General features: G+C 62.1%; 17 protein-coding genes and 1 tRNA gene. 7 read left to right on the forward strand and 11 right to left on the reverse strand.

Going from position 1 to position 17,939, the window contains the following annotated elements:
- Positions 1-201 precede the first annotated feature (201 nt).
- Both Q1V51_RS00260 and Q1V51_RS00265 read right to left on the reverse strand, forming a co-directional pair.
- Positions 202-945: an outer membrane lipoprotein carrier protein LolA gene (locus tag Q1V51_RS00260; RefSeq protein ID WP_300551801.1), complete on the reverse strand. Its 744-nt coding sequence runs from the start codon at positions 943-945 to the stop codon at positions 202-204.
- 66 nt (positions 946-1,011) lie between these two features.
- A complete protein-coding gene (locus Q1V51_RS00265) occupies positions 1,012-3,429 on the reverse strand; it encodes a DNA translocase FtsK 4TM domain-containing protein (RefSeq protein WP_300551596.1) in 2,418 nt (805 codons plus the stop codon).
- Positions 3,430-3,538: 109 nt separating this feature from the next.
- On the opposite strand from Q1V51_RS00265, the gene Q1V51_RS00270 reads away from it, so the two are divergent.
- Positions 3,539-4,813: a UbiH/UbiF/VisC/COQ6 family ubiquinone biosynthesis hydroxylase gene (locus tag Q1V51_RS00270; RefSeq protein ID WP_300551598.1), complete on the forward strand. Its 1,275-nt coding sequence runs from the start codon at positions 3,539-3,541 to the stop codon at positions 4,811-4,813.
- Between the two features lie 2 nt (positions 4,814-4,815).
- Here the strand turns inward: Q1V51_RS00270 and Q1V51_RS00275 are convergent, their stop codons facing one another.
- From Q1V51_RS00275 to Q1V51_RS00295, 5 genes are all read right to left on the reverse strand, one after another.
- On the reverse strand, positions 4,816-5,361 hold the full coding sequence (locus Q1V51_RS00275) for a DsrE family protein (RefSeq protein ID WP_300551600.1): 546 nt from the start codon (positions 5,359-5,361) through the stop codon (positions 4,816-4,818).
- Between the two features lie 33 nt (positions 5,362-5,394).
- Positions 5,395-5,694, reverse strand: a complete 300-nt coding sequence (locus Q1V51_RS00280) for a DUF971 domain-containing protein (RefSeq protein WP_300551601.1) — start codon at positions 5,692-5,694, stop codon at positions 5,395-5,397.
- The gene (locus tag Q1V51_RS00285) at positions 5,694-5,897 is read right to left on the reverse strand and encodes a Trm112 family protein (RefSeq protein WP_366522675.1); all 204 of its coding nucleotides are present in this window, start codon (positions 5,895-5,897) and stop codon (positions 5,694-5,696) included. Before Q1V51_RS00285 ends, Q1V51_RS00280 begins: the two co-directional genes overlap by 1 nt.
- Before the next feature lie 14 nt (positions 5,898-5,911).
- Positions 5,912-6,823: a thioredoxin gene (trxA, locus tag Q1V51_RS00290; RefSeq protein WP_300551603.1), complete on the reverse strand. Its 912-nt coding sequence runs from the start codon at positions 6,821-6,823 to the stop codon at positions 5,912-5,914.
- Positions 6,824-6,898: 75 nt separating this feature from the next.
- Positions 6,899-7,399, reverse strand: coding sequence for a YbaK/EbsC family protein (locus Q1V51_RS00295; protein ID WP_300551605.1), 501 nt, complete (start codon positions 7,397-7,399; stop codon positions 6,899-6,901).
- 131 nt (positions 7,400-7,530) lie between these two features.
- Between Q1V51_RS00295 and Q1V51_RS00300 the strand changes: the two genes are divergently transcribed.
- Positions 7,531-7,605, forward strand: a tRNA-Gly gene (locus tag Q1V51_RS00300).
- A 64-nt stretch (positions 7,606-7,669) separates the two neighbouring features.
- Here Q1V51_RS00300 and Q1V51_RS00305 read toward each other — a convergent pair.
- The 3 genes from Q1V51_RS00305 to Q1V51_RS00315 all read right to left on the reverse strand — a co-directional run bounded on the left by Q1V51_RS00305 (position 7,670) and on the right by Q1V51_RS00315 (position 9,384).
- On the reverse strand, positions 7,670-7,816 hold the full coding sequence (locus Q1V51_RS00305; protein ID WP_300551606.1) for a hypothetical protein: 147 nt from the start codon (positions 7,814-7,816) through the stop codon (positions 7,670-7,672).
- Positions 7,817-7,976: 160 nt separating this feature from the next.
- On the reverse strand, positions 7,977-8,363 hold the full coding sequence (locus Q1V51_RS00310; protein WP_300530161.1) for a helix-turn-helix transcriptional regulator: 387 nt from the start codon (positions 8,361-8,363) through the stop codon (positions 7,977-7,979).
- Positions 8,364-8,370: 7 nt separating this feature from the next.
- Complete coding sequence (locus Q1V51_RS00315) at positions 8,371-9,384, reverse strand: LysR family transcriptional regulator (RefSeq protein WP_300551607.1); 1,014 nt, start codon at positions 9,382-9,384, stop codon at positions 8,371-8,373.
- 157 nt (positions 9,385-9,541) lie between these two features.
- On the opposite strand from Q1V51_RS00315, the gene Q1V51_RS00320 reads away from it, so the two are divergent.
- From Q1V51_RS00320 to Q1V51_RS00340, 5 genes are all read left to right on the forward strand, one after another.
- Positions 9,542-10,084: a hypothetical protein gene (locus Q1V51_RS00320; RefSeq protein WP_300551609.1), complete on the forward strand. Its 543-nt coding sequence runs from the start codon at positions 9,542-9,544 to the stop codon at positions 10,082-10,084.
- Complete coding sequence (locus tag Q1V51_RS00325; RefSeq protein ID WP_300551611.1) at positions 10,081-10,668, forward strand: GNAT family N-acetyltransferase; 588 nt, start codon at positions 10,081-10,083, stop codon at positions 10,666-10,668. Before Q1V51_RS00320 ends, Q1V51_RS00325 begins: the two co-directional genes overlap by 4 nt.
- Entirely contained in the window at positions 10,665-11,225 is a 561-nt protein-coding gene (locus Q1V51_RS00330) for an isochorismatase family protein (RefSeq protein ID WP_300551613.1), read from the forward strand. The genes Q1V51_RS00325 and Q1V51_RS00330 overlap by 4 nt, the downstream gene beginning before the upstream one ends.
- A complete protein-coding gene (locus Q1V51_RS00335; RefSeq protein ID WP_300551614.1) occupies positions 11,225-11,473 on the forward strand; it encodes a hypothetical protein in 249 nt (82 codons plus the stop codon). Before Q1V51_RS00330 ends, Q1V51_RS00335 begins: the two co-directional genes overlap by 1 nt.
- Before the next feature lie 642 nt (positions 11,474-12,115).
- Entirely contained in the window at positions 12,116-17,047 is a 4,932-nt protein-coding gene (locus Q1V51_RS00340) for an NAD-glutamate dehydrogenase (RefSeq protein ID WP_300551616.1), read from the forward strand.
- On the opposite strand, the gene Q1V51_RS00345 is transcribed toward Q1V51_RS00340, so the two are convergent.
- Positions 17,044-17,910: a dienelactone hydrolase family protein gene (locus tag Q1V51_RS00345; RefSeq protein ID WP_300551617.1), complete on the reverse strand. Its 867-nt coding sequence runs from the start codon at positions 17,908-17,910 to the stop codon at positions 17,044-17,046. The genes Q1V51_RS00340 and Q1V51_RS00345 overlap by 4 nt on opposite strands.
- Positions 17,911-17,939: the final 29 nt, after the last annotated feature.

Here is a 17,939-nt window from a genome sequence, read left to right on the forward strand (position 1 = left end):
GGGCGCAATGCCATGCACCAGTTTTCCAGCGCAGCGCCGGGAGGGGATCAATCCGGCGCGACTTCTGGGTCGGATCCGCAAGCGGGGGGACGACGCCGATCCATTTCGCCCATCAGTCAGCGTTACAATAACGCCACAGCAGATTTATTTCTGCAAATAAAAAATCCGAAAGAAATTGCCTGTGTCAATTTTGCATCAAAATTAGCGGCGGCCGCGGCGCGAATCGCGCTCATCCTCGGGGTCCGGAATAATGAACAGGCGCGGGCTAAGTCGCACATCCGTCTCGTGATCCTGCAGAATGATTCGCGTCATCTCGCCCAGGGCATCCGTGACGAACCATTCGCGCAACTCATAGCTCGGCTCCTCGAAAACGAACTGGATCTGACCGTCCATTTCGCCATTCGGGTCGCGTACCGTGAGATAGATCAGCCCAAATTCGCGCACGATCTGAGTAATTTCCGCATCGGCGGCGATATCGATCTCGTCCTTCAGCAGCCACCAGAGCGGGGTTGAGCGCAGCGGAGCGCGATCGACCGTTTCCAGCTTGCTGTCCTCCATCGCCACCGTGGTGCCGTCGGCAATCACCGTGATCGGGCTGGGATCATCATATTCAAACCGCAAACGGCCCGGGCGAGAGATCGACAACAGGCCCTCAAACCCCGCACCGCTCGGGGAGATCTGAAGGAAGCGCGCGCGCAGCGTCTGCATCGAATTGAGATAGGCATTGATCCCCGCAATCGCCGCCTGCTCGTTAAACACAGCCTCCGGCGCCAGCGTCGCAGCAGCGGGCTCGATACCAGTCTCGTCCGGCTGGTTTGCCACAGGGGTCGTAGTCTCCTGCACCAGAGCGGCCGCAAGCACCGGCACAGGGGCCGGATCATGAAGGGTTGCCGGTCCCGGTTCGGAGACCTGGATCAACAGGGCGGAAAGCAAGGTCGTAAACATGTCCGCCAAGCTGACCTGCTATTGCGGCGGGAGCAAGACCTGTGTGTTCATGGCCGGGTCAGGAAATCACTCGCCCGGTTCCGGCAGGAAGATCTCGCGGCGGCCAGCATGGTCGGCCGGGCCGATCATGCCCTCTTCCTCCAGGCGCTCAATCAGCGTTGCGGCGCGGTTATAGCCGATCGAGAGGCGGCGCTGGATATAGCTGGTCGAGGCCTTGCGGTCGCGCGCAACCAGGGCCACGGCCTGGTCAAACAGGGCGTCGCCGGAGCCTTCCTCTTCCATGCCCGGAATACCATCCTGGTCGTCCTCGCCGCCGGCGGTGACGGCCTCGAGATATTCCGGAGCACCCTGCTTCTTCAGGAAGCTGGCGACGTCCTCGACCTCGCGGTCAGAGACGAAGGGCCCGTGCAGGCGGCGCAGGCGGCCGCCAGAGGCCATGTAGAGCAGATCACCCATGCCGAGCAGCTGTTCCGCGCCCTGCTCGCCGAGAATGGTGCGGCTGTCGATCTTCGAGGTGACCGAATAGGAGATGCGGGTGGGGAAATTGGCCTTGATCGTGCCGGTGATGACGTCGACCGAAGGGCGCTGGGTGGCGGTGACGAGGTGAATACCGGCGGCGCGGGCCATTTGCGCCAGGCGCTGCACGGCGGCCTCGATCTCCTTGCCGGCGACCAGCATCAGATCGGCCATCTCGTCGATGACAACGACGATATACGGCATTTTCTCGGCTTCGATGGTCTCGGTTTCGAAGACTGGCTCGCCGGTTTCCTTGTCATAACCGGTCTGGACCGTGCGCGAGAGCGTCTCGCCCTTGGCCTGGGCTTCGGTCACGCGTTCATTGAAACCGGAGACATTGCGCACCCCGATCTTGGACATGCGCAGATAGCGGCTTTCCATCTCCCGTACGGCCCACTTCAGCGCCACCACAGCCTTTTTCGGCTCGGTGACAACAGGTGTCAGGAGGTGGGGAATGCCGTCATAGACCGAAAGTTCGAGCATTTTCGGGTCGATCATGATCATGCGGCACTCTTCCGGCGGCAGCCGGTAGAGCAGCGACAAGATCATGGCGTTGATGCCGACGGACTTGCCCGAACCGGTGGTCCCCGCGATCAAGAGGTGCGGCATGCGCGCGAGGTCGGCCACAAAAGGCTCACCGCCGATTGTTTCGCCGAGGGCGAGGGGCAGTTCCGCCTTGTGGTCCTCGAAGGCCTTGGCGTTGAGCAGGGCGCGCAGGAAGACGGTTTCGCGCTGGGCGTTGGGCAGTTCGATGCCGATCGCATTGCGGCCGGGGACGACGGCGACACGGGCGGCCGTGGTCGACATGGAGCGGGCAATATCATCGGCCAGATTGATTACGCGGGAGGATTTCACGCCCGGCGCCGGCTCGAATTCATACAATGTCACCACCGGGCCCGGGCGCACCTGGACGATCTCGCCCTTGACCCCGAAATCGGACAGCACACCCTGGAGCAGTTCGGCATTCTGGCGCAGAGCCGCCTCATCAACAGCATCATTGCGCACTGCCGGCTTGGTCAGCAGGTCGAGGCGGGGAAGTTTGAAGCCCTTGGACTTGGCGAAGGGCAAGGCACCCTGGGCTTCGCGGGCGTCGCGGCCGGACGGTTTGGCCTTCTTGGTGGCCTTGACCTTGACGTTTGAGGCCGGCGTCGCGGGGCTGTCGAGCGGCTCGTCCTCGATCGGATCGAAATCATTTTCATCGGCGGCCCGCATGGCCTTGCGCAGTGGCGCGTCCTCGCGCGCGCTGTCACCGCTGACCGGGTCCCGGCGCTCGACGGGGTCGCGGTCGCCGGAAAACATGCCGGCCGCGGCAGGTGCCAGTCCGCGGACGCGATCGCCCCAGACCCGCACCGTCGCCCAGGCGAGACCGGCGACATCGGCAGCGGAGGTGACATCGCTCGAGCGCAGTCCGAAGGTGAAGAAGATGCTGACACCGAGCAGGATCAAGCCGAAGACGGCGGCGATCAGGTTGGCGGCGGGCAGGTCAAGTGCCTGCGGTCCGCTGGCAATCCAGCCGAGCAGGATGTCACCGGCGGCACCACCAAGCCCGGCTGCAAAGGTCCAGCTTGCGGGCACCGGCAGGGCGGAAACCGCAATGGCAAAGCCGAGCGTACCGAGCAGGCCGAAGAGCCAGCGTAGCGGGGCGATCGAGCCCGAGCGCGGCCGCGGCATGCGCCAGATCAGGATGATACCCCAGACGATCCACGCGATCGCCGGACCGGCGGCGGCCCAGCCCAGGGTTTGCAGGGCGATATCGGACACGCCGGCACCATGGATGCCAAGCCAGTTCCGTACCTCACCTTCCGAGGCCACATTCCAGCTCGGATCGAGCGCATTATGCGTCAGCAGCGCGATCAGCAGGCAGGTGCCGGTGGCGAGCATGACAAATCCAGCGATCATATCGCGGGCACGCAGACGCCAGGCGGGCGGGCTGGCCGGTACGGACGAGTTGGAAACAGACTTCGACATAGCTCGGGATTTACCCTGCTGTGGGTTCAAAAGGGGTTAACAGAAGATAAAGCAGGCCGCGACGCCATGACCGCTTTTCTTGGGGCTGAAAGCGACTAATCTCCGCGCCATGACAGACAAGACACTTTTCGATGGCGATGCGGTCATTATCGGTGGCGGGCTGGCCGGGCTGACCCTGGCGCTGGGGCTGGAACAGGCGGGTCTGACGGTCGCCGTCGTCGACACCTTGCCGCTGGAAGACCGGTTGGCGCCGGAATATGACGGCCGGGCTTCGGCTCTTGCCTATACGTCCTGGCGCATGTTCGAGGCGCTTGGCGTTGCTGACCATCTCCGCCCCCACACGGAACGTATTGAACACATTCTGGTCTGTGATGGCCGGCCCTATGGCGGATCTCGCCCCGGCGGTCCCGGCCCCCACACCCTGCATTTTGACCGCCAGGAAATCAGTGACGGCCCCGATGGCGAGCCGCTCGGTTGGATGGCTGAGAACCGCCACACGCGACACGCACTGGTGAAGGTGCTCAAAGAGCGTGACCGGATTATGGCCATCGCCCCGGCCAAGGCGGCCGGATACGAGATTTTCCCCGATCATGGCGAGGTGACGCTGGAGAGCGGCGATACGCTTTGCGGTAAGCTGATCATTGCCTGTGACGGCAAGTTCTCGCGCACACGGGCCCAGGCCGGTGTTCGATCCTCAGGCTGGAATTACGGCCAGAAGGGTGTTGTCGCCACGGTGCGCCATGAACAGCCCAGCCAGGGCGTGGCCTATGAATATTTCCTGCCGGGCGGGCCTTTTGCTATCCTGCCACTTCCTGACAACCGGGCCTCCCTGGTCTGGACCGAGCGGGACAGGGTTGCGGATGCGCTGATGGCGGCCAGCGACGAGGTTTTCCAGCACGAGCTTGATAATCGCTTCGGTGATTTCCTCGGCAAGGTCGAGCCGGTCGGCCCGCGTTTCGCCTATCCGCTGGGTCTGCGTTATGCCGAGCGCTTCTGCGCGGAGCGTCTGGCTTTTGTGGGCGATGCTGCGCGCGGAATTCACCCGATTGCCGGCCAGGGCTTCAACCTGGGCATCCGCGATGCCGCGGCGCTTGCCGAGGTCTGTGGCGAAGCCAAGCGCACCGGACACGATATCGGCGCGTTGACGACGCTGAAACGCTATGAGGACTGGCGCAAGTTCGACAGCGCCACGCTGGCGGTCGGTACGGATCTGTTCAACCGGCTGTTTTCCAACGACATCGATCCGATCCGATCGGTCCGCGGCCTGGGCCTGTCGATCGTCAACAAGATCCCGCCAGCTCGCCGCTTCTTCATGCGACAGGCGGGTGGTGAGACCGGGGATCCGCCGAAACTGCTCAAGGGCGAGAAGCTCAGCGCTGCCTGAGGCTAGAACGGGTTCAGGGTATAGCCGTCCTGCTGCAGGATGGCGTGCGCCGTCATGGCAGACAGTGCCATGGTCACGCCGGGCAGTAATTCATCATTGTCGACGCCGTAATAGACGGCACTTTGACCACAGACATAGATCTCCACGCCATTCTCGATGAGTGCTGCGATCAGGGCTGCATTGGCGTTCTCTGCCCCGTCATGCCGTGCGCCATAGGTCGCGGTGTCGGCCACGTCGTGTATAGCACCACCATGGATGACGAGCGCGAGCCGCATGTTCTCGGCGGGGACCCCTGCCGCCGCATGCATGTTCAGGAAGCGGGCCGCAGTCACCAGGCGACGGTTGAGGCTGCCGGCCTCGCCCTCATCGGCAATGTCATAGCTGTGCCGGAACACCATGCCCTCGGGGATGGGCATTTCGTTTTCAATTGGGGCATGCGGGCCAAAACCCTCGATCAGCGGACCGGTTGAGAAGGTGTCGAAGCCTTGCGCCTGTACCGCTGCGCTGGTGAGCAAGGCGGCGGCAAGTGTGAGCAGGATTGAACGCATATTTCCCCCTTGAGGCCCGTGCCGGGCCCAATGTCAGGCTGCCTGGCCCAGGGCGTAAAGATAGTCCCAGGTGAACAGGCCGCTGTCATGGCCGTCATCAAAGACCAGGCGAACCGCATAGCGGCCCACCGGTTCGGCTGCCGTGACGAGCACGTTTTCCTTGCCGGTGACGGTCACTTTCTGATCCGGGCTATGGCCCTGGACCTCGGCTGACGGGCTTTCCACCCGCAGCGTCTCGAACGGGATGGCAAACTCCGCCCCGTCATCAAAACGGACATTCAGTGTCTTGTCCGCACGTGAGAAATTTAGGGATTGCGGCCAGGGACGGCTCATCAGCTGTCCTCCAGCTGACGCGCCTCTTCCGGCAGCATGATCGGAATGCCGTCACGGATCGGGTAGGCGAGGCCGGCGGCCTTTGAGACCAGTTCCTGGGCATCGGCATCGAATTCCAGCGTGGTGCGGGTCACCGGACAGACGAGGATCTCAAGCAGTTTGGGATCCACTTTCTGTTCCGGCGTGGTGTTGGTGTCGCTCATGATTTTGATCCCGGTCAGGCGAAGAGAATGGAAGACAGGCGGCGGCGGCCCTCGCGGGTGATTTCGCTCATCGGACCCGCCGCTTCGAAGACTTTCAGCAACAAGGTGCGTGCGGCCTGCTCATTCCATTCGCGGTCAAGCGCGGTGATCGCAAGCAACTGGTCTACGGCACCTTGCTGGTCATCTGCGGCCAGCAGGGCCTCGGCAAGCTCGAAACGGGCGTCCAGATCGGTACCGTTTGCGGCGACCTTGGCCTTGAGCGCCGCGGTTTCATCATCATCGGCCGGATCGCCACCGGCCAGTTCCAGCGCCGAGCGCACGCCGGCGACGGCCGGGTCGGACTGCTTGTCTTCGGGGATCTGGGCGAGGATCTGTTCAGCCTTGTCCGGCTGTCCGGCCTTGATGAAGACGCGGGCCATGCCGGCCAGCGCTGCAACATGCTGCGGATCGGTCTGCAATACACCGGAGAAGGCCTGGGCGGCCCCTTGCAGGTCACCGGCTTCAAGCGTTTTAAGACCAGCCTCGACCATGGCCTGGATCTCTGCCTCGCTGGGGCCTTCACCGGAGACGCGGCGGATGAAATCCTTGATCTGGCTGTCGGGCAGGGCGCCCATGAAGCCATCGACCGGCTGACCGTTCTTGAAGGCGAATACCGCCGGGATCGACTGCACGCGCAATTGCTGGGCGATGCCGGGGTTTTCATCGATATTGATCTTGACCAGTCGCACCGCGCCTTCCGCTTCGCGGACGGCCGCTTCAATAGCCGGTCCGAGCTGGCGGCAGGGGCCACACCAGGGCGCCCAGAAATCGACCAGGACCGGGACGTCCTTGGACGGTTCGACAACATCCTGCATGAAGGCCTGATCGGTGGAGTCCTTGACCAGTTCGTTGTTCATATTGTCGGCCGTGCCGTCCGTCAGCGTCATAACGCGATCCTCATTGAAGTCCCTTGGCCCTCTAAGTGGCCTTTCTGACCCCGCGGTGCAAGGCGGCGAAGCGTTCTATAGCAGAGCGCTGAAGTCGAACACGGCCGGTTCATGGCCGGTCAGGCGCGCGAATTTGAGCAGGTCCTGCGGCTTGATCGCGGTGGTCGCGGTGTTTTCCAGCGGATGGAAATTGACCGGATCATGCTGCATCAGCGCCTCATCGACAATGAAACGCACGCGCTGCTCGGTATCATTGAGCAGGGCAAAGGCAGTGACCGAGCCGGGCTGCACGCCCAGCGTCTCGTAAAGCAATTCCTCGCGACCAAAGGAGAGGCGCTGGCAATCGAAATGCTTGTGCAGCTGATTGATCCGGATCTCGCTTTCACCGAGAGCGGATATCAGCACAAGCCGGTCCTTCTTGTCTTTAAGGAACAGGTTCTTGGAATGTCCGCCTGGCAGCGCCGCCTTGATGTCGCGGCCCTCCTCCACGGTGAAGATGGGACGGTGCTCCGTTGTCACATGGTCGATGCCGTGACGGTCGAAGAAGCTGAAAAGATCGGCGCGGGTAATAGGCATGTGTGCTTTTCAAGCCTGCTTGCGGGCGCGGATCAAGCCATGTGCAAAAAGGACTCACCGAGGCTCTTGCAATCTCACCGGCTTTGCGCGATATACCCCGCTCCCCAGCGGGCCCCGGCTCGCGAGCATGAGCGGGCGTAGCTCAGGGGTAGAGCGTCACCTTGCCAAGGTGAATGTCGTGAGTTCGAATCTCATCGCCCGCTCCATTCTCTTCCCAGACAGAATGTTGAGTAACAGTCAGACGCTTTCGCGCCGACGCGCGTGGTTGTCCTAGAGCGGTGTGCGATCCAGGCTCTGGGCCGGTCGCTTGCGCTTGGCCTGCTTATCCATTTCACGCAGCTGGAAATGCGGATGCACCAGGCCCACAAGGGCGTAGAGCGGTTGCGGGGTCCGGGCGTCACGCTTGGCACGTCTCATGGCAGGTCTCCTTTCTCTCTATCTTTCCAGCCTGGCGACCGAGTGGGGCGCCACGAGGACGCGATTGGGGTGATTTCGTGAGGCGGCCTTGTGCTGTGGCCAAGAAAAAGCCGCGGAGCGAGATGCTCCGCGGCCTGTTTCCTGATCGTGAAACCCGATGCTATTCGGACAGCGAGCGCAGCAGGTCGATCACCCGGCGGCGGACCGTCTGGTCCTTGATGCCGGAAAACGCCGAGGCCAGGGCGAGACCGTCCGGGCTGGCGATAAAATCATAGAGTGTATCGCTCTCAGAGCCCTTGAGCTCGGAATCGCCACTCTCGTCGAGGCCTTCGAAGAAGTAGGCGACCGGAACTTCCATCACCTTGGCGACATGGAACAGACGGCTGGCGCCGATACGGTTGGTACCGCGCTCATACTTCTGGACCTGCTGGAAGGTGACGCCCAGCTTCTCGCCCAGCTCTGACTGGCTCATATCGAGCATGCTGCGACGCAAACGCAGACGAGCGCCCACATGCTGGTCGATACTGGTCGGTCCTCTAGCACTCATGTCATCCTCACTTTTGTGGTCTTATGACTTCTATGTCGCTGAATTCACTCGGATGACAAAACTCGTCTCTGAACCAAGGATTGTTTTTCCGTTCAAAGATTTCGCTAATCCAGTCACCCACACACTTAATTCGACCCACTCTGTGATTCTCCGGCATATATCTCAGCCAGAACCGGACATCCTGTTTGAAGTCATAGTCCAGAATCACGAGTTCATCGGGATAAAGTGCTGCTAAATAAGTAGGCGCCATGGCGATTCCTCCACCATGCCGCATTGTTTCGAACAAGACCGAACTGATGTCCGTACGAAAGTTATAGTTTATGTACGAGTCGACCGCCTCGACCCGGTCGCCCCACAACTCAAGGTCTCGATCATACTGCTGCAGCTTGAGAAATCTTAGGTTGAGCGCTTCATGCGCGGACTGCGGTGCGCCGTATGTATTAATAAATTCGCGCGACGCGAAGGGCATGAAGTGAAGCGATCCCAGCGCATCGGTGCGCGCATCCATATCCTTCTCAGGTACGAATGTAATCGACAGATCGGGGGCCCGGCCAAACGGTGCGCCATTGGGGTGCCCGTTTAAGGTCAGGTCGATACCGGGGTGAACGCGCATGAAGCGCGGGATGTGACGGGCCAGCCAGTAGGTCGACAATCCATCGGACACCTGGAGCCGGACCTCTCCGGTCGCCGACTTGTCGCTTCCGGCCACACGGGATTCCAGCTGCTGCGCCGAGCGCTGCATGGTGCGGGCATAATCAAGGGCGATTTCGCCGGCCTCGGTGAGGCTGACACCATCCGCGCGACGCACAATAAGTTGTGCCCCGAGGCGGCTTTCCAGTTGCCGCATCCGCTTGGATACTGTCGGCTGCTGGCAGCCGAGCACATTGGCCGCTGCGCTCATCGAGCCGGTGGTCGCAACGGCATGAAAGATCTGCAAGTCTTCCCAGTCGAAGACATTGCGTCTCAGGTCGATGGTTGTTTGCTGACTATCCACTATTCCAACTTCACTCAGGCCGTCCAATCGCCGAGCTGTTAACCATAGGACATGTCCTAACGAGCGTAGTCCTATGGAAGACTCAGTAGTCCACTCTAATCAAACAGCGGGATTTATTCAATTTCCGGTCGAAAGACTGGACCGGGTTCTTGGTCAATACGGATTTGAAAAAGTTAACGCTGAGGTGGTTGAGCCCTTTCATTCCCTGGCCGATGAATTGATCGAGGGCGAGATCGCCGATGCGGCGTCGATTGCCCGGGTCCAAAGCTGGACCGGCCGCTCCCTGCACCTGCGCTACAAGAAGGGCCGCCCCGACGCCTTGCTTGCCTCGATACCGCTCAGCGCGGCGGGCCGAGACGCGCTGCTCGACGGCCGTTTCGGCTTTGCCAATGCGCGGCGCGAATGGGTTTGCGGCCTCGATGAACGCGCTGAAGCGCTTTTGTCCTGGGGCATGGCCGGCCGGACACCGCTGGCTCAGCTCGCAGCCCTGAGGGGTCTCCTCGCCGGCTGGTTCCATTTCTATTCCGACGTTCCTGTCTATGCCCGCGCCCGCAGCCTGCAAGGTCAGGCGTTGATGAAGCGGCTGCTTTTCACACCGCTTGGAAACCCCGACGGCACGTCGCCGCTCTGGGGATCGACCCGCTTTCCCGCGGGTATTGCCCGCCGCCTTGGCACGATGCGTATGGCGGCGGAGGCCGAAGCGCCGGAACAGGAGGCAAGTGTATGACTGCGCCCGGAAATCCCGATGTAAATGTAACTGTCGCCCGAACCCTGGACCAGGTTGTCATGGCCATGACCCTGCGCGGGGTGATCTATCTCGGCGAACAGCTCGCCCCGTATACCGAAGAGTATGATGGCAATGACTTTGCTGCGGCGTCGCACCTGATCGCCTGGCAAGGCTCCGAGCCGGTCGGGGTGTTGCGCCTGCGCTGGTTCGCCGGTTTCGCCAAGGTCGAGCGCGCCGCTGTGCTCGAACCCTTCCGAAAGCATGGCGTGATGCGGGTGCTGATGCAGGAAGCCCTGCGCTACTCGGCCCGCCGAGGCTATACGCGCGTCCTTGGCCACGCCCAGCTTGACCGGGTCAAATACTGGCGCACGCACGGTTTTCGTATCCGCAAGGACCGGCCGGCCTTTGCCTTCTCCGACTACGAATATGTCGAGATTGAACGCATCGTCGAGCTGCCCGCCAATGCCATTTCGGCCGATACGGACCCGATGGTGCTGATCCGCCCGGATGGTGCCTGGGACGAACCCGGTCCGTTCGACCGCTCACTGGAACGCCTGCGCCGTGAAAAGGAGGCCGCGGCATGAGGCCCACACTCATCTTGCTCGACTGCCAATGCGAATGCGGAGGGGTGGCTGATCCGTCGCAACAACGGGTTATTGAGCGTATCACGCGCTTGCTCTCGACTGCGCGGCATCGCGGCTGGACCGTGATGCACAGCCAGTTCCAGGCCCCGGCTTCGCTGAATCCGATCCGCCTGCTTCCGGCAGCACCGATCCCGGCGCTCAAGCCGCTGGCGCGAGAACCCGTCTTCGTTCGGTCTGCTCTGTCGGCATATTCCGACCGCGATTTCGAGCCGCTGGTACAGCGCCAACAGGCCAGCCCGGTTTTCCTGGTCGGGTTTTCCGCACCGTTCTCGGTGCTCGCAACTGTCTTCGACTCCGTCGCGCGCGGTCAGCGCTTGACGGTCATACCAGAAGCCGTCGGCACATCACCGCTGGGGGCTCAAACCACCTCGAACGTCACCGCAGTGGCGCTCGAGCTGATCGGCCGGCTCACCCGGACCATCCCGTGGGATGCGGTGAAACGGGACTGGATCCAGGCCGAAGCATCAATCGCCAAGAAACAAATGGGACTGGGATAATGGCAGATACAAAAGACACGAAAACGATCCGCGTTGGGGTAGAACCGGGCACGGACCGCGATCGCCTGGCGCGTGCCGAACAGGCACTCGACAAGGCGCATACCGAGATTACGGCGCTCGATTTCGACGCCGAAGATCTGAAATACCTGATGGAGATCATCCGCCTCGGTGTGCGTCGTGCCCGCGTCGCTACCAACGAGCTCGCCATGACACCGGCCTCCGGTCCGGCTTCAACGCGCCACCACTAGCCCCGCTCATCATCCATGGGCGTGCGTTCTTTTCGTCGCGGGCTCTATTCCAATACCGAAGAACCCGCCCGCGACCTGCGTGCGGGTTCCTCTCTGGGTAGGCCTTTCGGGCTGATCACGCAGCTGTGACAGGATTTGGGGTGTAATCTCGTGATCGCATGCCCATATGGGCTGGAGCGACGGACGACGCGCCCGCCGCGTGCCTAATGCGAGGAAAGAATAATGGCGCGATTTATCTCTGTAGCGATTGCCGGGTTGATTATGACCAGTGTTATCGCGACCTGGTCTTGGATTCAGCCAACCAGTCTCTACATAAGTTAATAGGATACGGACCCGGGCGGCTTGATCCCCCTCCCCCCAAGACTTGCCGTCCGGGTTCGGTCTCCTGAACAGGCCTCTAACGTGCGTCCCCCCAGCCTGCCGATTGAGGTCTGCAGGCGCCGCCGGGTTCCCCTGTCCCTACCCGGCGGTGCCGCCCCGCCAAATTCCCCTAGTTTTTGCCGAAGTCTTTGCTGCAACGCACAAATTTGTGCGGCGCAAAGACATGGCTGGATTGCACTATTTGCGGTCCACAGCGCTTGCACCCGCCGAAAACAGGTCTAGGGTCGCCAAAGGATCCAATATCTCTAGGAGAAAGGTGCCATGGGGGCGGTCGTCGGAGTTGCGCACGCTTATTCGCGAGCGGAGTTCATGGAGGCGGCGCGCAGGCGCTGGCAAGAGCGTTTCGGCGCTGAATGCGGAGAGATCGGGAACTCCTTCTTTTCCCAGATATTCGACGACGCCTTGTCAGAAGACCTCGAGCGCGTGTCCGTAGAAGACCTTGCAGCGCTTGCGCTCGACTTCTGGGAATTCGGCGTGCGCCGGCCAGGCGACGACATCCTTGTTCGCATGCGCCCGGCAGTCCGGGTCGATGGCACCGAGATGCCGCGCTCCATTCTGGAGATTGTCGGCCGGGACCGGCCCTTCATCGTCGACAGTGTCATGGCCGAGATCGGTGCCCAGGGGCACGACATTATCGCCATGTTCCACCCGATCGTACAATGCCGCCGCGGCAGTGATGGCGATCGGGTCGAGACGGGTGGCCGGATTCTGCCGGAATCCATGATCCAGGTCCATTTACCGCCGCTCGACGAGCTGTCCCAACGCACGCTGATCGAAGGCGTCTCCGCGACGCTCGATGATGTCCGCGTCGCCGTGGAGGACTGGACCGATATGCGCGCGCAGATGGATGAGGCTATTGCCCATCTGGAAAACGCCACCACTCGCACGGCTCCCGAAGAATTGCAGGAATCGCTGGATTTCCTGCGCTGGCTCCGCGATGACCATTTCGCCTTCCTGGGCTGTAGGGTCTATGACTTCGAGGTCAATGAAGACGGTTCGATGGCGGACCGGCACCCGCGTGTGCGCGAGGAAACCGGCCGCGGCGTGCTGCGCGATCCCGATCGCCACGTCCTGCGCAAGGGTTCGGAACCGGCGGTGCTGACCCCGGCGATCGAAACCTTCCTGCGCGAACCGACACCGCTAATCGTGGCCAAGGCGAATATGAAGTCGCGCGTCCACCGTCGCGTCTACATGGATTATATCGGCGTCAAGCGTTACCGCGAGGACGGCGCCGTCATCGGCGAGGCCCGCTTTGTCGGCCTGTTCACCGCCGAAGCCTACGACCAGAGTGCCAGCGCCGTACCGCTGATCCGCCGCAAGGTCCGCCGCGTTCTCGAGCGCGCCGGCAAGACGCCGGGCACGCACAATGCCAAGAAGCTGCGCAATACGGTCGAGAACTATCCGCGCGACGAGCTGTTCCAGACCGATGAGGATGATCTGCTGGAAGTCAGCCTTGGCGTGCTGCACCTGAACGACCGGCCGCGCACCAAGCTCTTCCTCCGCCGCGACCAGTTCGACCGTTTCGTCTCCGCTCTGCTTTATGTGCCGCGCGACCGCTATAATTCGAAGGTCCGTGAACAGGCCGGCGAGCTGATCCGCGAGGCCTTCGATGGCCGTCTGTCGGCCTATTATCCGCAATTTGGCGACAGTCCTCTGGCCCGGGTCCACTTCATCATCGGCCTGAACCCGTTTGATCACCCCGAGCCCGATACCGAGGAGCTTGAACGCCGCGTCGCGCGTCTCGCTCGGACCTGGGAAGATGATTTCGAGACCCACGTCCGCCGCAATGCACCGGAAAAGGTACGTCTGCGCGCGCGCGCCTATGATGGTGCTTTCAAGGCCGGTTATCGCGAGCTTTATGATCCGGAAGAAGCGCTCGCCGACGTGCTCAAGATCGAGTCGCTGGATAATCCGCAACAGGTCGCCGTGCGCGTCTATCGGGAGCCGGAAGATGGCGATCATGAGCTGCGCCTGAAAATCTACCGCATTGAAAAGCCTGTCTCTTTGTCGCGCGTCATGCCGGTATTGGAGAATCTGGGTCTCCTTGTGGTCCAGGAAACCGGCTTCCCGGTAGACCGGCGCGGTGCCGATGGCGCCTCGAATGACCGTGCCTATGTGCATGATTTCGAGATGAAGTCCGAGGCCATTCGTGGCCGCGACCTGAATGAGATCGGTCCCGTGCTGGAAGAGGCGCTGCTGGCCATGGCCGAGCGCCGGGCCGAGGATGACGGGTTCAACCGCCTGATCGTCGAGATTGGCGTGAATTACCGCGAGGCGGCGTTCCTGCGCACCTGCGCGCGCTATCGCCAGCAGACCGGCCTTGATCCGTCACAGGCGATCCAGGAAGAGGCGCTGGCGACCTATCCGGATATTGCCCGCGGCCTGCTGGAGCTGACCCGGGTCAAGTTCGACCCGACCGCCTTTGATGACGACAGTGCTCGTGAGCAAGCGATCGAGGCGACCAGCGAGCGGCTGCGCGAGGCGCTCGATGCGGTGCCCAGTCTCGATCATGACCGGGCCTTGCGCCGCATTTTCCACCTGATCGAAGCCACTTTGCGCACCAATTTCTACCAGCGCGATGCCGACGGTCAGCCGAAATCCCGGATTTCGATCAAGATCGCCAGCGAGGAGCTGGAAGAATTGCCGCTGCCCAAGCCCTATCGCGAGATCTTCGTCTGGGCACCGGACGTGGAAGGCGTGCATATCCGCTTCGGCCCGGTCGCCCGTGGCGGCCTGCGCTGGTCGGACCGGCGCGATGATTTCCGCACGGAGGTGCTTGGCCTGGTGAAGGCGCAGCAGGTGAAGAATGCCGTCATCGTCCCGGTCGGATCCAAGGGCGGTTTCTATCCCAAAATGCTGCCGCGCGGCGGTTCGCGCGATGAGGTCTTCGAGGCCGGTCGTGAAGCCTACAAGACCTTTATCCGCGGCCTTCTCGACCTCACCGACAATATCGTCGATGACGTCGTCATTCGTCCGGCCGACACGCTCGCCTGGGATGCGGAAGACCCCTATCTCGTGGTTGCGGCGGACAAGGGAACGGCGACTTTCTCCGACACCGCCAACGGCTTGGCGGAGGACGAGTTCGATTTCTGGCTCGGCGATGCCTTCGCTTCGGGCGGTTCGGCCGGTTACGACCACAAGAAAATGGGGATCACGGCCCGCGGCGCTTGGGAGTCGGTGAAACGCCACTTCCGCGAGCTCGGCAAGGATATCCAGAGCGAACCCTTCACCGTCATCGGTGTGGGTGACATGTCCGGCGACGTGTTCGGCAATGGCATGCTGCTGTCGAAACAGATCCGCCTGGTCGCCGCCTTTGATCACCGCGATATCTTCATTGATCCGGATCCGGCCGACCCGGAACGGCTCTGGGATGAGCGCAAGCGCTTGTTCGACCTCGGCCGGTCCTCCTGGCAGGATTATGACAAGTCGCTGATTTCCAAGGGCGGCGGGATTTTCCCTCGGGCGTCCAAGGCGATCACGCTGACCCCGGAGATCAAGGCGCTGACCGGTCTCAAGGCGGAGGCGGTAAGCCCGACGGATCTGATCACGGCGCTGCTCAAATCGCCCTCCGAACTCCTCTGGTTCGGCGGTATCGGGACCTATGTCAAAGCTACCCATGAGCAGCACTGGGAGGTCGGTGACAAGACCAATGATGCGCTGCGTATCAATGCAGTCGAGGTCGGCGCCAAAGTCATCGGGGAGGGCGCCAATCTGGGCTTCACCCAGGAAGCGCGCATCGAGTTCTGCAAGCATGGCGGCCGTGCCAATGCGGATTTCGTCGACAACTCGGCAGGCGTCGACAGTTCTGACCATGAGGTCAATATCAAGATCCTGCTGCGCCCGATGGTGCGCGGCGGTGAAATGGCTCGTGATGTCCGGGATTCGCTGCTGGAGTCGATGACGGACAATGTCGCCGACAATGTGCTCAAGCATAATTACGAGCAGACCCTGGCGCTGACCCTGGCCGAGCGGACGGCGGTCGCTGACCTCGATGCTCATGAGCGTTTCATGAGCCGGCTCGAAGATCAGGGCCTGCTCGACCGTGAAGTCGAATTCCTGCCCAATAGCGAAGCCGTACGGGCGCTCAAGGAGCGTGGTGCCGGATTGACCCGGCCCGAACTCGCGGTGCTCCTGTCCTATGCCAAGATCACCTTGTTTGATCAGCTCGTGGCCTGTGATGTGCCGGATGATCCGCATTTCACCGATATGCTGGTGAACTACTTCCCGAATGCGCTGCACAAATTCTCAGACAATATGCAGGGGCACCGGCTGAAGCGCGAGATTATCTCGACCGTTCTGGCCAATGAGATGATCAATCTGGGCGGGCCGACCTTCATCCACCGGGCGATCGACTCCACCACCGCGACGGTTCCGTCCATTGCCCGCGCCTTTGAAGCCGGCCGGCAGATTTTCGGCTATGCCGATCTGACCGACCGTATCAACAAGCTGGACAATATCGCGCCGGCCTCGGTGCAGATGCAGCTCCATGAAGAAATCATCCGTCTCCTGCGCCGTCAGACCTACTGGATCGTGCGCCGCAACCGCAATCACAACCCGACCAAGCCGGAGCCGATCTCTAGCGTGATCGAGGCCTATCGCCCGGGCGTGCAGCAATTGCGCTCCATGGTGCATGAGATCATTTCCAATCATGAGCGCAAAGGTGTGGCAGCGCGTCGTGACGGATTTGTCGAGGCCGGGGCGCCGGAAGACCTGGCCCAGGCCGTGGCGGAACTACGTCCGCTGACGTCCTCGACCGATGTCATCGACATGGCTCTGACCAGCGACTGGCCGCTCGCTTCGACGGCTTACCTCTATCACGCCATGGGGGCCCGCTTCCGCTTTGACCGCCTGCGCGGCAAGGGTCAGGAAGTTGTCTCTGAGTTGCACTGGGATCGTCTCGCCGTACGTCGCCTGATGGAGGACTTCTACGCCAGCCAGCAGGCCTGTACGGCCTCCGCGATGCGCTTTGCCCTGCAGGCGGGCGGATCGCTGGCGGCTGGCGTCGAGAACCCGGATCGTGACTGGGCCGATGCGCTCGTTGAAGCCTGGAACATGATCAATGAGGAAGAGGCCGGACGGGTCGATATGGTGCAGCGCCAGCTCGACAGCTCCGGTCCCTGGACCCTGTCCAAACTGGCTATCGCCTCGACCCAGCTGGGCGAGATGGCCGCCGTCGCGGAACCGCAGGGCTAGGACGGCTCGAAATAGCGATTGAGCAAAGTGGTGACATGGGCCCGGGCCCGTGCCGCCGCTTCTGCATCGTAACGGATGCGCGGATCATTCGGCGGATTGGGTTCGTCGAAGGCGTGGCTCAGACCGCCCCAGACCTGGTATTCCACCGCACCACCCTCTGCCTTGGCGTCGGCCAGGACATCGACACAGGCCTGCGTCGGCACCACCTGGTCGGAGCCGGACAGCACGGCATGCACCGGGATTGCCCCGGGCAATGGGCCAGCATCATGACGGGCGAGAAAGCCGCAATAGGGATAGAAGGCGATGGCCAGCCGGACGCCCGGAAGGCCGGGTTCGACACCTGTCAATGAAGGCGCGGCGCGACCTTCGGCGTTGAAGCTGACCGCATCGAGCACGGCCCAGCCGCCATGGCTCCATCCGATCAGGGCGAGGCGTTCTGCATCGATGCCGGGCTCGGCCGCAGCCAGCTCGATCGCGGCGCGCACATCGGCGGCGCGCTCCTGACCCCACAGGCGCTGAGCCGTGCAGACCTGGGTCATGGCCCCGAAGCGTCCGATCCCGCGCGCTTCGTTGGAGCCGACCTTGAGCACGGCATAGCCCGCATCCAGGGCGGCCCGGGCATAGTCTTCCTGCAATTGCCGCAATCCGCCGCAACCATGAAACATGATCAGGGCCGGTACGGCGTCTGTCGCGTTTTCAGGCAGGTAGATACGGGTGCTTGGTGTGATCAGGTCGACCTGTTGGCTCAGTGTGCGCTTCGGTACGGACCAGCCCGTCGCATTGCCAACGGCACAGCCGGACAGGCCCAGAACAATGAGAAGCAAAGGGCTTGCAGCCCACAGGATCCAGCGCGGCGGTTTCATGAGCGAAAACCTGCCGCGCCGACCTCAGC

Origin of the sequence: Maricaulis sp., assembly GCF_030149235.1 — a bacterium.
Lineage (GTDB): Bacteria > Pseudomonadota > Alphaproteobacteria > Caulobacterales > Maricaulaceae > Maricaulis.

Coding starts and splice junctions, on each gene's coding strand:
- Q1V51_RS00260 (WP_300551801.1), bottom strand. CDS start 945: ATGTTTACGACCTTGCTTTCCGCCCTGTTGATCCAGGTCTCCGAACCG.
- Q1V51_RS00265 (WP_300551596.1), bottom strand. CDS start 3,429: ATGTCGAAGTCTGTTTCCAACTCGTCCGTACCGGCCAGCCCGCCCGCC.
- Q1V51_RS00270 (WP_300551598.1), top strand. CDS start 3,539: ATGACAGACAAGACACTTTTCGATGGCGATGCGGTCATTATCGGTGGC.
- Q1V51_RS00275 (WP_300551600.1), bottom strand. CDS start 5,361: ATGCGTTCAATCCTGCTCACACTTGCCGCCGCCTTGCTCACCAGCGCA.
- Q1V51_RS00280 (WP_300551601.1), bottom strand. CDS start 5,694: ATGAGCCGTCCCTGGCCGCAATCCCTAAATTTCTCACGTGCGGACAAG.
- Q1V51_RS00285 (WP_366522675.1), bottom strand. CDS start 5,897: ATGAGCGACACCAACACCACGCCGGAACAGAAAGTGGATCCCAAACTG.
- trxA (WP_300551603.1), bottom strand. CDS start 6,823: ATGACGCTGACGGACGGCACGGCCGACAATATGAACAACGAACTGGTC.
- Q1V51_RS00295 (WP_300551605.1), bottom strand. CDS start 7,399: ATGCCTATTACCCGCGCCGATCTTTTCAGCTTCTTCGACCGTCACGGC.
- Q1V51_RS00305 (WP_300551606.1), bottom strand. CDS start 7,816: ATGAGACGTGCCAAGCGTGACGCCCGGACCCCGCAACCGCTCTACGCC.
- Q1V51_RS00310 (WP_300530161.1), bottom strand. CDS start 8,363: ATGAGTGCTAGAGGACCGACCAGTATCGACCAGCATGTGGGCGCTCGT.
- Q1V51_RS00325 (WP_300551611.1), top strand. CDS start 10,081: ATGACTGCGCCCGGAAATCCCGATGTAAATGTAACTGTCGCCCGAACC.
- Q1V51_RS00330 (WP_300551613.1), top strand. CDS start 10,665: ATGAGGCCCACACTCATCTTGCTCGACTGCCAATGCGAATGCGGAGGG.
- Q1V51_RS00335 (WP_300551614.1), top strand. CDS start 11,225: ATGGCAGATACAAAAGACACGAAAACGATCCGCGTTGGGGTAGAACCG.
- Q1V51_RS00340 (WP_300551616.1), top strand. CDS start 12,116: ATGGGGGCGGTCGTCGGAGTTGCGCACGCTTATTCGCGAGCGGAGTTC.
- Q1V51_RS00345 (WP_300551617.1), bottom strand. CDS start 17,910: ATGAAACCGCCGCGCTGGATCCTGTGGGCTGCAAGCCCTTTGCTTCTC.